Consider the following 12,977-nt stretch of genomic DNA (forward strand, 5'->3'; position numbering starts at 1 on the left):
AAACCGCAAACCGGTTTTCAGGTAGCCTTTGTTTCGCCCGATAGATTAGTTCGGAATATATTGCAGCGGGTCTACCGGCTGGCCGTTTTTGCGCAGCTCGAAGTGCAGCTGCACGCGCTGGCTGTCGCTGTTGCCCATGGTGGCGATGCTTTGGCCGCGGCGCACGGTTTGGCCTTCGCGCACGAGCAGGCGCTGGTTGTGGCCGTAGGCGGTGAGGTAGGTTTGGTTGTGCTGCACGATGATGAGGTTGCCGTAGCCGCGCAGGCCGGAACCGCTGTACACCACTTTGCCGTCGGCAGCGGCCACTACGGGTTGGCCGGCGGTGCCGCCGATGTTGATGCCTTTTTCACTGCCGCCGAAGCGGGTGAGGATGTTGCCGGCGGTGGGACGCTGCCAGGTGATGCCGGCGGCGCTGCGGGTGCTGCCGGATACGGAAGGCGTGGCGGCTGGAGTGGCAGCGGTGTTAGCCGACGGGGCGGGAGTGGGCGCCGGCGCAGGGGTGGTGCGCGGCGGAGTAGCGGGCGGCGGGGTTTGCGCGGTGGCGGGCGGGGTGTAGCCGGCGGGTTTCACGCGCAATACTTGGCCGACGCTGATGTTGTTGTCGGACAGATTGTTCCAAGCGCGCAGATTGTCTTGGCTGATGCGGTAGCGCAGGGCGATGTTATACACAGTATCGCCGCGCACCACGGTGTGCTGGGCGGCGTTTACGTCCACCGGAGCGTAAGACGGGGTGTAGCCGCTGCCGCCGACAGGAGCGGCGCTGGCTGCGGGCGGGGTATAGGGAGCGGGCACAGCAGCCGGCGGGGTGTAGGGGGTGGTATTAGCGGCTTGGGTAGCGGCAGGCGGGCTGTAAGGCTGTGCGCCGTAGGGGTTGCTGTCGGCCGTGGCGGTGTTGCCGCCGTAGTTGTTGCCGTAGCCGGCACCGTTGCCAGACACCACCGGGGCGGGCGGCTGGGTGAGGGCGCAGGCGCCGAGGAAAACGGTGAGGGCGAGGGGAAGAGTGCGGAAGGTAAACAATTGATTCATGGGGATGCGGGCTTTCTGTGCACGGGAACAGCGCAATCATAAGCAATCCGTGCGGTTTCATGCAAGGTTGGGCGGCGTTTATCGCGGTTAAGTTCCGTTAATCAGCGGTACAAAGCGGGCTTCGTGCACGCAGGTTTCATGGAAGCCGTGGGCGGTTTTTTCGATGAGCCACAGGTATTGCTGCCCGCCTTCGTCCAGCGGGATCACCATGCGGCCGCCCACGGCGAGCTGTTGCAGCAGGGGCAGCGGCACTTCGGCAGGCGCGGCGGTGACGAGGATGCCGTTGAACGGGGCGACTTCGGGCAGGCCGAGGTAGCCATCGCCGCACACCAGCCGCGTGCCGCCGAGCAAACGGGCGGTGCGCAGGTTGTGTTTGGCTTTTTCGTGCAGCGCCTGCAGCCGCTCCACCGAATAAATCTGCTTGAGCCCCACAGCTTGCAGCACGGCAGTTTGGTAGCCGCAGCCGGTACCGATTTCCAGCACCGGGCCGAAATTTTCTGTTGTTTCGTTGCCAAGCATGAGCTGGGTCATCACGGCCACGGTGTAGGGCTGGGAGATGGTTTGCCCCAGCCCCAAGGGCAGCGACATATCGTCATAGGCGCGCGAGCGCAGGGCTTCCTCCACAAACACATGGCGCGGCACGCTGCCCATGGCGGCGAGCACGTCGGCGCGGCTGATGCCCATTTTGGCCAGCCGCTGCACCATATTGCGCCGCCGCCAATCGAAGCTGCCGCTGGTGTGTGCTGCGTTCATAGTTCGGTATCCTGCCAAAATTGCGCCACGCTGTCTAAACCGGCATGGTCGGTTAGATCCACGGAAAGCGGGGTAACCGTAATCATGCCGGCTTCGTTTTGCGCGAAATCGGTGTCTTCTTCGCGGCCGAGCACTTCGCCGGCCGCGCCAATCCAATACACATTCTCGCCGCGCGGGCTGCGGGCGGCCACCACGCTTTGCTGATGATGCCGCCGCCCCAGGCGCACGGTGGCGATGCCTTGGATTTGGTTTTCCGGCACCGCCGGGATGTTGACGTTCCACAGCACGGGCGCGGCGGGCTTGGGCGCGGCAAACAGATGGGTGAGCAGCCGCCACACGGCCTGTTCGGCGGTGTGCCAATAGCGGCCGCTTTTGTCGTTGAGCGAAAAAGCAATCGCAGGGATGCCGAGCAGATAGGCTTCAGTGGCGGCGGCCACGGTGCCGGAATAGAGGGTGTCGTCGCCCATATTCGCGCCGTGGTTGATGCCGGAAAACACCCAGTCGGGCTGGAAATCGGGCAGGCTGTGCAGGGCGAGGTGGATGCAGTCGGTGGGCGTGCCGTCGACAAAATAGAAGCCGTTGGCGGCTTCTTGGATGCGCAGCGGGCGGTCGAGCGTGAGCGAATTGCTGGCGCCGCTGCGGTTGCGCTCGGGGGCGACCACGCGCACGTTGGCAAATTCGGCGGCCACCCGGGCGAGGATGGCGAGGCCTTCAGCTTGGTAGCCGTCGTCGTTGCTGATGAGGATATTCATGGTTGGCTTGGGGCTGCCTAAGAACGGGTGGTTTGGGGGTTTCAGGTAGCCTGCCAACGGGGCAGCAGGCTACCTGAAATTGGGTTTGGCCTTTTGGCGCTGTTAAAGCGGCCGCTTTGGCTACACAAAATCCAAGCCCGGCATTGCCAAGGCCTTGCTTTCAGGTAGCCTTTGGTGTTTACAAAACGGTATTGGCCGGCTCGTAGTCGATTACGTCGCGGATTTTGTTTTGCGCATCCACCAGCACCACTTTCGGCCGGTGTGCGGCAATTTCCGGCTCGGAGAGCAAAACATACGACATGATGATCACTACGTCGCCCGGCTGCACCAGCCGTGCCGCCGCGCCGTTGAGGCAAATTTCGCCGCTGCCGCGCTCGCCGGCGATGGTGTAGGTTTCCAGCCGCTCGCCGTTGTTGTTATTCACAATCTGCACTTTCTCGTTCACGCAGATGCCAGCCGCATCAAGCAGATCCAAATCCACAGTGATGCTGCCTACATAGTTTAAATCGGCGCGGGTAACGGTGGCGCGGTGGATTTTGCCGCCCAGCAAAGTTCGGAACATATCGGGAATCCTGGAAAAAAGCGGTATTTTATCGCAAGCGGTGCGCGGGCTGAAGGCTGCCGGTTATTTTCAGGTAGCCTCTTTCCGACCGTGCCGGTTTGCCGGGCATTTCTGCCCGGCCTGCAAGTTTCAGGCAGCCTTATTCTGCTCCGCAGCCGCAGGGCAGGGAGGCAGAAGCTTGCAGGCTGAGCTGTTTGCGTTGCAGCGCTTTTTCGTGGCGGCAGCGCTGGCGTTCGCCGGTGATTTGCAGCGGCGGCACGGGCACGGGCTTGCCGTTTTCCATGGCCACCATGGTGAAATAGCAGCTGTTGGTGTGGCGCACCTGACCGGTGCGGATGTTTTGCGCTTCCACACGGATGCCGATTTCCATAGAAGTGCGGCCGGTGTAGTTGACGCTGGCATAGAACGTAACCAGCTCGCCCACGTGAATCGGCTCTTTAAACAATACCTTGTCCACGGAAAGGGTAACGCAGTAGTGCCCACTGTATCGGCTGGCGCAGGAATACGCCACTTGGTCGAGCAGGCGCAAAAGCTCGCCGCCGTGCACATTGCCGCTGAAATTGGCAGCGTTGGGCATCATCAATTCAGACATCACCAGTTCGTGTGAGGGAAGCTGGCGGGTGTGAGATTCGGTCATGATGTTCCTTGGTGTGTGAGAATAAAAAGATTATTTTATGCTATTAACGCAGCATGGCTTAATTAAACTTGTTTATGATGCGATTTCTGCATGCCCCGCCAGCCGTTGGCCACCAGCAGCAGCCCCGCCCAAATCAGGCCGTAGGTGATGTAGGCCGAGGGCTGCACAGGTGTTTTCAACACCAACACCGCCAGCAGAAACAGCAAAGCCGGCTCCACATAGCTGAGCATGCCGAACAGGTTGACCGGCAGCAGCAGCCCCGATTTCATGTTCAGCGACATCGACACCGCGCTCAATCCGCCCAACAGCGGCAACAGCAGCCAACGGCGCGGGCTGGTGAGAAACTGTTGCACAAAACGCGGCATTGCTGCCAGACCGAGCGTCCACGTCATCATCAGCCACAACCCTGCCGCTGTCATCACCATGCGCAGCGCAGACACATCCGTGCCGCTAATCGGCTGCATCCAATGGCTAAACAGAGATACAGCACGCTAAACAGCAGCTGCGACAGCAGGCACAACACCACGCCTTTGCTCAAGTCAGATACAAACACCCGGGGAGTGAATACAGAAAAGTGTGATTATATAATGAATTAACTACCCTATCGATACCAATCGGCGAACTGCAGCCCAACGTTGTGGCAAAATTGAAATCAATCCACTCTATTGGCTTACGGAGTACGGTGCAGAATTTTAGGTAGCCTGAGACCTTTGCAAAACCCCGGATTTGAGTGCAGTTCAAAGCGGTAGCATTGCAGAATACGCAGATAAGATTGGAATATTTTCAGGCATTCGAGAAGCGAGGCGCGAAGAAATGTACTGAAGATGGAATTTTGTAAAGGTTTCAGCCTTGATAAGCCGACCTTCCGCCTTATATAAATCCAAGCGGCAGACAAAATGCCGCTCTCCCCCAACCCAATCAGGAGATTAAAACATGAGTAAAGATTTTGACCAGCAGAAAGAAGAACTCTTGCAAGAAGTGCGCGCCGTGCTCGATGACGTGGAAGAGCTGTACCAAAGCGGCGTTGAAGAAGGCAGCAAAGAAGCCGAGCAGCTGCGCGGCAAGCTGCAGCGTAAATTGCAGGCTGCCCAACGCAAATTGGGCGACTTTGAAGAAGTGGCTGCCGAGCGCGTGAAACAGACCGCCCGCCAGGCCGACCAACTGGTGCAAGACAAACCTTACTATGCCATGGGCTTCGCTGCCCTCGCCGGCTTGGTAGTGGGCGTGCTGCTTAACCGCCGTTGATACTTGTCACCCAGCCGCCCGCCCCGCCCTGTGCAGGCGGGCGTTTTATCGTTGCTCCAAATAGGCATAGCATTGCCCGCCTATTTGGCACCACTATCCCCATCCAACGGGAGCGCCGCATGAGCCTCAAACACAATATCAACCACATCTGCTTCCTCATCAACCAAGGCGCGGATCTCTTGCTGCTGCGCCTGCAAATCCTCGGCATCGACCTTTCCGGCCAAGCCACAGGCTTCATCAAAATCACTGCCACCCTGCTCGCCGGCAGCGTGTTACTGCTCGCCGCCCTAGTCAGCCTCTTCTTCGGCCTCGATGCCGTCCTGCCTGTACACGTCAAAATCTGGGTATTTTTCAGTCTGCCCGTATTGCTCCTGCTTATCGCTTGGTTCTTACTCTCCCGCACCCTAGCCGGCTGGCGGCAGGCTGGTGTTCAGGTAGCCTCCACTCTCGCCGACATGCGCCGCGACCTCGACATCCTGCGCGGCCATACCGCCGGCACAAACACCCAACCTGCCAACATCACGCCGGAGCAGCCCGAATGAACTCCCAGCCTCAGCCCCAGCAGCCGCTCAGCAAGGCACAGCAGCGCGAACTGCTCGCCTTGCAGGCCGAACTCGCCCGCCTGAAAATTCGCAGCGAACAGCTGCGCAAACAAGGCCGAAACCGCGCCGGCAAGCCCATCGACTGGCTCAAACTGGCCAACAGCCTGCCCTTAGCCATGCTGCTGTGGCAGGCCGCCGTCTTACCCGCTCCCAAACAACGCCAATTGCTGCCCAAATTTGGCCGCATGCTGTGGCGCTGGTGGAGCAGCGAGCCAGAGAAAGGAAAAAAGGGAAAATAAATATTGGATCTGACGGCAAAGGCTACCTGAAAACCGGTTTGAACCGTTTTCAGGTAGCCTTTCTTACATTCGGCCGGTGCTTAGAGCGTTTCCATCGTGTGCTGGTCGTTGGTGTAGATGCAGATGCTGCCGGCGATTTCCAATGCTTTTTTCACCACGGTTTCGGGCGGCAGCTCGGTGTTTTCCACCAGTGCGCGGGCGGCGGCCTGGGCATAGGAGCCGCCGCTGCCGATGGCGGCGATGCCGCCTTCCGGTTCGAGCACGTCGCCGTTGCCGGTGATGATGAGGGTGTTATCTTTGTCGGCCACAATCAGCATGGCTTCGAGGCGGCGCAGGGCGCGGTCGGTGCGCCATTCTTTGGCCAGCTCGATGGCGGATACGGTGAGCCGGCCTTGGTGTTTCTGCAATTTGGCTTCAAAAAGCTCAATCAGGGTAAACGCATCGGCCGTGCCGCCAGCAAACCCGGCCAAAACGGTGTTGTTATACAGTTTGCGCACTTTGCGCGCGGTGGCTTTGATGATGGTGTTGCCCAGGCTGACCTGGCCGTCGCCGCCGATGGCGACTTGGCGGCCCCGGCGCACGGAAACGATGGTGGTGCCGTCGAATTGCTGCATGGCGCTTCCTTTTTAAAACAGTTGGGAATAGGCGGCAGATTAGGGCAGCGGCGCGGATTTCAATTTTTCAGGTAGCCTAAAAGCGGGATGAGGCTACCTGAAAACATTTAGCGGTTGGGTTTACTGCCTTAGCGGGCATTGGTGGCGGCTTGGGCGGGGATGACGGCGAGCCACTCGATATTTCTTTGGGCGAAGGCTTCGGGGAAGAGGTATTCGCCGCGAAATACGGCCAGGTCGATATTTTGCCAGGGCTGATTGAAGGCGGGCGCTTGGGTGTGCACAGCGTCGAGCAGGAGGATGGTGCAGTAGTAGGGCTGTTCGGTGCGGGCAGTGAGGCGGAATGGGCGGCCGGCCAGCGCAGCGGCGTGGCGGGCGTAGCGGTTTGTTGGGAGAGTCGGGGGTGGCAAACTCGGCCAACGGGGTTTCAGATAGCCTTTCCCACTGGCTTTAGGCCGCTTTGCAGCGGGCGATGACTTCGTCGGCCAGTTCCAGATAGGCGATGCTGCCTTTGGCTTTGGGGTCGTAGGCCAGGGCGGGCATGCCGTGGCTGGGGGCTTCGGCCAGGCGCACGTTGCGCGGGATGATGGTGTTGAACACGAGGCGGGAGAAGTGTTTTTCCAGCTGCTCGCCCACTTCCAGCGACAGGCGGCTTTGCGGGTTGTACATGGTGCGCACGATGCCGAGGATGTCGAGCTTAGGATTGATGGCTTTGCGGATTTTGCGCACGGTGGCGATGAGGTCGGAAATGCCTTCGAGAGCGTAGTATTCGCACACCATGGGCACGATGAGGCGGTCGGCGGCCACGAGGCCGTTGAGGGTGAGCAGGGTGAGGGTGGGCGGGCAGTCGATGAGGATGTAGTCGTATTCGGGCAAAAGCGGCTTGATGGCGGTTTTGAGGCGCATCTCGCGGGCGATTTCCTGAATCAGCTCCACTTCGGCGCCGGCCAGGGAGCGGTTGGCGCCGAGGATGTGGTAGCGGCCGTGCGGGCTTTTGAGGCGGGAGTCGGCGGCTGCGGCCTGCTCGAGCAGCACTTGATAGGTGCCGCTGCTCAGGCTGCTTTTGTCGATGCCGCTGCCGGTGGTGGCGTTGCCCTGCGGATCGAGATCCACCACCAGCACGCGCTGTTTGCGTTCGGCCAGGGAAGCGGCCAGATTGACGGCGGTGGTGGTTTTGCCCACGCCGCCTTTTTGGTTGGCTATGGCGATAACGGTAGCGCTCATCATCTGGCCTTTCTATGGGAAGGGGTTGGGGGAAACTGAAAATTCAGGCTAATTTCGGTTTCATGCACGCTTGGGACGCATGATCACCATATGCCGCTCGGCTTCCAGCATGGGCACGTCGAGCTTATCGGCAGACACCACTTCGATATTCGCGGGCAGCTGCTCGATTTCTTCATAAGGATACACGCCTTTCATGGCGGCCCAGTAGCCGTTTTCATTGAGCAGGTGTTTGGTGAGCGCGGCAAAATCGGCCAACTCGGCAAAGGCACGGCTGGTTACCACGTCCACTTTTTTATCGTAGATGGTTTCCACACGGCCGGCGGCCACGGTAACGTTGCTCAAGCCAAGCTCGATCACGGTTTGCTGCAGGAATGCGGTTTTTTTAGTGTTGGCATCGAGCAGGGTGATTTGCAGGTCGGGGCGGCAGATGGCAGTGGGAATGCCGGGCATGCCGCCGCCAGAGCCTACGTCCATCAGGGTTTTCGCTTCTTTCACATAGGGCAGCAGGGTGAGGCTGTCGAGAATGTGGCGGCTGATGATTTGGTCGTTGCGGCGCAGGGCGGTGAGGTTGTAAGTGCGGTTCCACTTTTGCAGCAGCGAGGCGTGTTCGAGCAGCAAAAGTTGCTGGGCGGTGGAAAGGTTGAGGCCGAGGGCGGCTAGGCCTTCTTGCAGTTGTTGTTTGTTGTCCATAATTGTGTGTTTGAATTTTGGATAAAGATTAGGGCTACCTGAAAAGGCTTCGGCTGTTTCAGGTAGCCTGTTGGAATGTTGGGCGGATTTTACTCCATCTATACAAAGAATAAAATCTGGCAGCTAGGAAACCTTGTGCCGACTGGCCAGCCAATAGGCGCGGATGTGGTCGAACGTCCAGTTGTAAACCAAAGAATAGAGCACAATCAAGAGGGTGAGGCTGATGTCGGTAAGCAGCGCCTGCCACAGCGTAATTTGCAGAAACCAGGCAATCAGCGGCGTGGTGAAAAACAGCAGCCCACCTTCAAACGCGCCGGTTTGCAACATCCGCACGCCCCAGCCGCGCCGCTCGCGCCGGCCGGTGAAGATTTTATCGAGCCCCCAGTTGAACAGGAAATTCCACACCATCGCCGTTACCGACACCGCCACGCTCATGCCAAACGCCGTGCAGGCATGGGAAAGCCCAAACAGTAGCACGGCCACGGCGGAAATCAGCACCGCGCCGGTTTCAAACAGCAAGGCATGAATAAAACGCTCAAAGAAGCTCACGATTCGGCTCGCGTGGGGGAGGGATGGATATTATAGCGCAGAGGCTACCTGAAACTTTCAAGCAGCCTCCTTACTCTTTACTCTAAATAGCTGCGGCTTGCCGAATTTCAGGTAGCCCCATCCGGCTAAATCAGCCCTGCCTGCTTCAGCTCGTTCTTCAAATAAGCATAATACACCGGCGAAATGATGATGCCGCCGATGCCGAAAATGCGTTCGAACACCACCATCACCAGCAATAATTCCCATGCGCTCGATTCGATTTGCGAGCCGATGATTTTGGCGTTGAGGAAATATTCCAGCTTGTGTACCACCACCAAAAACACCAGCGAAGCCGCGGCCACATAGAGCGACGCGCCCAGGCTGAGGATGATGATGACTGTGTTGGACACCAGATTGCCGGCTACCGGCACCAGCCCCACCATAAATGCAATCACCAACACGGTGAGCCGGAAAGGCAGCTCCACGCCGAAGGCGGGCAGGATCAGATAAAGATACACGGCGGTAACAGCGGTATCGATTAAAGAGATTTTTACCTGGGCGATAAACACGCGCTCGAAGCTGGTTTGGAAGTTGGTAATGCGCCGCACCAATTGGGCTTTAAACGGCGGCATCTGATGACGGCTGCGGCGGGTATTGAGGCGGTGGAAGCTGAGCAGCGCGCCGATAATCACGCCGATGAGCACATACACAAAGGAAGTAAAGCTGTTTTTGCTGATGCGGGTGAGCGTGGCGCCGTATTCGGTGAGCAGTTCGGCAGCGGCGGCTTTAATTTCGGCCAGATTTTCGGGCAGCATATTCAAAATGGCCGGCGGCAGCTCGCCGTTATTTTTGGTGTTGGCCAGAATGGTGGCGAGCTTGGCCAGCATCACCGTAATGTGCCCGCTGTGAATCAGGCGGTACACGCCCAGCGCCATCAAGGTGATGGCTAAGAGCACCAGGCTGATGGTGAACGTGGCGGAAACGAGGTTGATGTTGCGCACATTGAGCGAGCGATGCAGGAAGGTGTTGTGCGGCAGCAGGCGGTGGCGCATCCACAGAATCAGGCCGTTGGTGCGGTTGATGAAAATGTAGGTAAGGATGATGGAGAGCAGCAGCGGCAGGAAGCGGAAATACAGAATAACCAGCAGCGCGGCGGCCATCAGGATATAGGAAGCGGTGCGGAATTTGGTGGTTTCGGTGTGCATGATGTGGTGGTGTGTAAAGGGTGGGGCTACCTGAAAAGCGGGGATTGGATTTCAGGTAGCCTTTAAACGGCGGATTATAGCGCGGTGGGTGGAGGGTTAGGCTTGGCAACTCTGCTAAAACAAGAATTTCTTTTGAGCCTTTCTTTCAGGCTACCTGAAAAGGAGAAGCGGATACCAGAAGCAGAAGCTGCACGCACTTCTTCGCACACTTCAATCCGCACATCTAAATAGTGGAACAAGCATTGATTTTTCATTTACAACCACTGAATTTTACATAAAGTCAATGCAATGTTTTCTTAAGAGCATTAAAAATCAATGTTCAAAAGGCATTTTATTGACTATAGCGGAACTAATACATATTGCGGTATCGGGGCGGGTGTCGGGGAAGCAGAGATAGCTGTCATCCGTTTTTTCACTGCATTGCAATGCGTTGTCCACATAATATTTGGCGCTGTTTCGGACATCATTAAGTAATGGTGGCCGGATTTTTGCCGAAGCTAATCATGTGGACAGCATGGACAACTTGTCTAGTTGGCTTCGGCTCTAAAAATCCACTTACAAAGGAGTGAACCGAACAGCGTTCGGTATGGTGGCTACCGTTTGCCTGCAACATGATGCAATCTTCTATATGTATGATGTTGCAACGACCGCCGATACCACCACAAGTTATTGACTCTACATATGCTTGAGCAGGCATAACAAAGCCAAGCAGCAGAGCCGATAGGAATTTGGGGAAATGGGCAGTATTCATTTTTTACCTCCTTATGTGGTTTATTCGAACAATACAAGCAGCTTGCAAAGCATGGTGTGCATTGCGTGGGCAATATGCGGAATGTTGGTTATTCATACTTACACAGTTTCAGGCAGTCTTTATTAAAGCTACGCTTTCAGGTAGCCTACTTCGCCCCTTTAAACCCGCGCTTCAAATGCACCATCAACAACGCCACTGCTGCAGGCGTTACGCCGGAAATTCGGCTTGCCTGCCCCACGGTTTCGGGTTTGTGTTGGTTGAGCTTTTGCTGCACTTCGGCGGATAAGCCTTTGACTTTGCTGTAATCAATATTTTCAGGTAGCCTCAATGTTTCCAAATCTCGGCGGCTGTCGATTTCTTCGTTTTGGCGGTCGATATAGCCTTGGTATTTGACTTGGATTTCCACTTGTTCAATTACGTTTTCAGGTAGCCTGCACTCGGGTTCTGCGCCTTCGAGCGTCATCAGTGCGGCGTAGTCGAGGTTTGGACGGCGCAGGAGGTCGTGCAGGTTGGCTTCGCGGCTGAGTTTTTGTCCGAACACGCGGATTTGTTCGTCTTCGGCGAGTTTCTGCGGTGTGTACCACGTTGTTTTCAAACGTTGGATTTCGCGTTCGATGGCTTCGCGTTTTTCGTTGAACATGCGCCATTGTTCTTCACCCACCAAGCCGATTTTGTGGCCGTCTTCAGTCAGGCGCATGTCGGCGTTGTCTTCCCTGAGTTGCAGGCGGTATTCGGCGCGGCTGGTGAACATGCGGTAGGGTTCGTTCACGCCTTTGGTGATGAGGTCGTCCACCAATACGCCGAGGTAGGCTTGTTCGCGGCGCAGCAGGAGCGGGTTTTGTTCGCGGACGTATTGCACGGCGTTCGCGCCTGCGAGCAGGCCTTGCGCGGCGGCTTCTTCGTAACCGGTCGTGCCGTTGATTTGTCCGGCGAAGAAGAGGCCTTGGATGGTTTTGGTTTCAAGGCTGGCTTTGAGGTTGCGCGGATCGAAGTAGTCGTATTCGATGGAGTAGCCGGGGCGCAGGATATGGGCGTTTTCCAGACCCTTCATGCTGCGCACGAGCGCGATTTGGATGTCGAACGGCAGGCTGGTGGAAATACCGTTGGGGTAGTATTCGTTAGTGGTCAGGCCTTCGGGTTCGAGGAAAATCTGGTGGCTGTCTTTGTCGGCGAAGCGGTTGATTTTGTCTTCGATGGACGGGCAGTAGCGCGGGCCGACGCCTTCGATTTTGCCGGTGAACATGGGGCTGCGGTCGAAGCCTGAACGGATAATTTCGTGTGTTTTCAAATTGGTATGCGTAATCCAGCAGGACACTTGGCGCGGGTGCATATCGGCGTTGCCGCGCACGGAAAAGACAGGCACGGGCGTGTCGCCGGGCTGTTCGGTGAGCTGGGAGAAATCAATCGTGCGGCCGTCAATGCGCGGTGGCGTGCCGGTTTTCAGACGACCTTGCGGCAGGTTCAATTCGCGCAAACGTCCGCCCAGCGATTTGGCGGCGGGGTCGCCGGCGCGGCCGCCTTCGTAGTTTTCCAAACCGATGTGGATTTTGCCGGACAAAAACGTGCCTGCGGTCAGCACGACGGCGCGGGCTTTAAATTCCACGCCCATCGCGGTGATTACGCCTGAAATGCGGTCGCCGTCCAGCGTTACGTCGTCAACCGACTGCTGGAAAAGCTCCAGATTTCCTTGGTTTTCCAGCATTTCGCGGATGGCAGCTTTGTACAAAATACGATCCGCCTGCGCGCGCGTGGCACGCACCGCCGCGCCTTTGCTGGCGTTCAAGCGGCGGAACTGGATGCCGGATTTGTCTGTTACCAACGCCATCGCACCGCCGAGCGCGTCGAGTTCGCGTACTAGATGTCCTTTGCCGATGCCGCCGATGGAGGGGTTGCACGACATTTGTCCGAGCGTTTCGATGTTGTGTGTGAGCAAAAGCGTCTGCGCGCCCATGCGGGCGGCGGCGAGCGCGGCTTCCGTGCCTGCGTGGCCGCCGCCGACGACGATGACGTCGTAGGTTTTGGGGTAGAGGATGGTGGGCATGATTGTGTGGGTAGTAAAAAATCAAGCGATTATACGCGGTTTTGCTGCCGGATGAGGCTACCTGAAAAACGGAAATGGGTTTTGAGCTTGGCAGAAACTCGGCTTCCTCCG

At 57.6% G+C, this 12,977-nt stretch carries 17 protein-coding genes; 3 read left to right on the top strand and 14 right to left on the bottom strand.

From position 1 onward, the window contains the following. Positions 1 to 45 precede the first annotated feature (45 nt). From A7P99_RS04545 to A7P99_RS04570, 6 genes are all read right to left on the bottom strand, one after another. Positions 46 to 1,026 (bottom strand): peptidoglycan DD-metalloendopeptidase family protein, encoded by a 981-nt coding sequence (locus A7P99_RS04545; RefSeq protein ID WP_067448774.1) that lies wholly within the window; start codon positions 1,024 to 1,026, stop codon positions 46 to 48. Between the two features lie 87 nt (positions 1,027 to 1,113). Continuing rightward, entirely contained in the window at positions 1,114 to 1,779 is a 666-nt protein-coding gene (locus A7P99_RS04550) for a protein-L-isoaspartate(D-aspartate) O-methyltransferase (protein WP_067527416.1), read from the bottom strand. Further along, a complete protein-coding gene (gene surE, locus A7P99_RS04555) occupies positions 1,776 to 2,531 on the bottom strand; it encodes a 5'/3'-nucleotidase SurE (protein ID WP_067448770.1) in 756 nt (251 codons plus the stop codon). The genes A7P99_RS04550 and surE overlap by 4 nt, the downstream gene beginning before the upstream one ends. 178 nt (positions 2,532 to 2,709) lie before the next feature. Then, the gene (gene panD / locus A7P99_RS04560; protein WP_003824535.1) at positions 2,710 to 3,093 is read right to left on the bottom strand and encodes an aspartate 1-decarboxylase; all 384 of its coding nucleotides are present in this window, start codon (positions 3,091 to 3,093) and stop codon (positions 2,710 to 2,712) included. 139 nt (positions 3,094 to 3,232) lie between these two features. Next, positions 3,233 to 3,730, bottom strand: coding sequence for an acyl-CoA thioesterase (locus A7P99_RS04565; RefSeq protein WP_067686640.1), 498 nt, complete (start codon positions 3,728 to 3,730; stop codon positions 3,233 to 3,235). 62 nt (positions 3,731 to 3,792) lie between these two features. Next, complete coding sequence (locus A7P99_RS04570; RefSeq protein WP_067686643.1) at positions 3,793 to 4,194, bottom strand: hypothetical protein; 402 nt, start codon at positions 4,192 to 4,194, stop codon at positions 3,793 to 3,795. Between the two features lie 469 nt (positions 4,195 to 4,663). On the opposite strand from A7P99_RS04570, the gene A7P99_RS04575 reads away from it, so the two are divergent. From A7P99_RS04575 to A7P99_RS04585, 3 genes are all read left to right on the top strand, one after another. Then, entirely contained in the window at positions 4,664 to 4,975 is a 312-nt protein-coding gene (locus A7P99_RS04575) for a YqjD family protein (protein WP_067527420.1), read from the top strand. A 119-nt stretch (positions 4,976 to 5,094) separates the two neighbouring features. Beyond that, positions 5,095 to 5,517 (top strand): phage holin family protein, encoded by a 423-nt coding sequence (locus A7P99_RS04580; protein WP_067448764.1) that lies wholly within the window; start codon positions 5,095 to 5,097, stop codon positions 5,515 to 5,517. Then, positions 5,514 to 5,816, top strand: coding sequence for a hypothetical protein (locus A7P99_RS04585; RefSeq protein WP_067448762.1), 303 nt, complete (start codon positions 5,514 to 5,516; stop codon positions 5,814 to 5,816). Before A7P99_RS04580 ends, A7P99_RS04585 begins: the two co-directional genes overlap by 4 nt. An 80-nt stretch (positions 5,817 to 5,896) precedes the next feature. Here the strand turns inward: A7P99_RS04585 and hslV are convergent, their stop codons facing one another. The 8 genes from hslV to mnmG form a co-directional block, all read right to left on the bottom strand. Next, complete coding sequence (gene hslV / locus A7P99_RS04590) at positions 5,897 to 6,430, bottom strand: ATP-dependent protease subunit HslV (RefSeq protein ID WP_067448760.1); 534 nt, start codon at positions 6,428 to 6,430, stop codon at positions 5,897 to 5,899. 128 nt (positions 6,431 to 6,558) lie between these two features. Next, complete coding sequence (locus tag A7P99_RS04595) at positions 6,559 to 6,837, bottom strand: hypothetical protein (RefSeq protein ID WP_193563041.1); 279 nt, start codon at positions 6,835 to 6,837, stop codon at positions 6,559 to 6,561. A gap of 40 nt (positions 6,838 to 6,877) precedes the next feature. Next, a complete protein-coding gene (locus A7P99_RS04600; RefSeq protein WP_067448955.1) occupies positions 6,878 to 7,651 on the bottom strand; it encodes a ParA family protein in 774 nt (257 codons plus the stop codon). A 60-nt stretch (positions 7,652 to 7,711) separates the two neighbouring features. Continuing rightward, positions 7,712 to 8,341 (bottom strand): 16S rRNA (guanine(527)-N(7))-methyltransferase RsmG, encoded by a 630-nt coding sequence (gene rsmG, locus A7P99_RS04605; protein ID WP_003824470.1) that lies wholly within the window; start codon positions 8,339 to 8,341, stop codon positions 7,712 to 7,714. 123 nt (positions 8,342 to 8,464) lie between these two features. Next, positions 8,465 to 8,890, bottom strand: a complete 426-nt coding sequence (locus A7P99_RS04610) for a PACE efflux transporter (protein ID WP_067527422.1) — start codon at positions 8,888 to 8,890, stop codon at positions 8,465 to 8,467. Positions 8,891 to 9,015: 125 nt separating this feature from the next. After that, the gene (locus A7P99_RS04615; protein ID WP_067686645.1) at positions 9,016 to 10,074 is read right to left on the bottom strand and encodes an AI-2E family transporter; all 1,059 of its coding nucleotides are present in this window, start codon (positions 10,072 to 10,074) and stop codon (positions 9,016 to 9,018) included. Between the two features lie 466 nt (positions 10,075 to 10,540). Further along, positions 10,541 to 10,825 (bottom strand): hypothetical protein, encoded by a 285-nt coding sequence (locus A7P99_RS10000; RefSeq protein WP_153705530.1) that lies wholly within the window; start codon positions 10,823 to 10,825, stop codon positions 10,541 to 10,543. Between the two features lie 145 nt (positions 10,826 to 10,970). Then, complete coding sequence (gene mnmG, locus A7P99_RS04620; protein WP_067686647.1) at positions 10,971 to 12,866, bottom strand: tRNA uridine-5-carboxymethylaminomethyl(34) synthesis enzyme MnmG; 1,896 nt, start codon at positions 12,864 to 12,866, stop codon at positions 10,971 to 10,973. Positions 12,867 to 12,977: the final 111 nt, after the last annotated feature.

It is taken from the genome of Eikenella sp. NML120348 (assembly GCF_001648435.1).
GTDB classification, from domain to species: domain Bacteria; phylum Pseudomonadota; class Gammaproteobacteria; order Burkholderiales; family Neisseriaceae; genus Eikenella; species Eikenella exigua.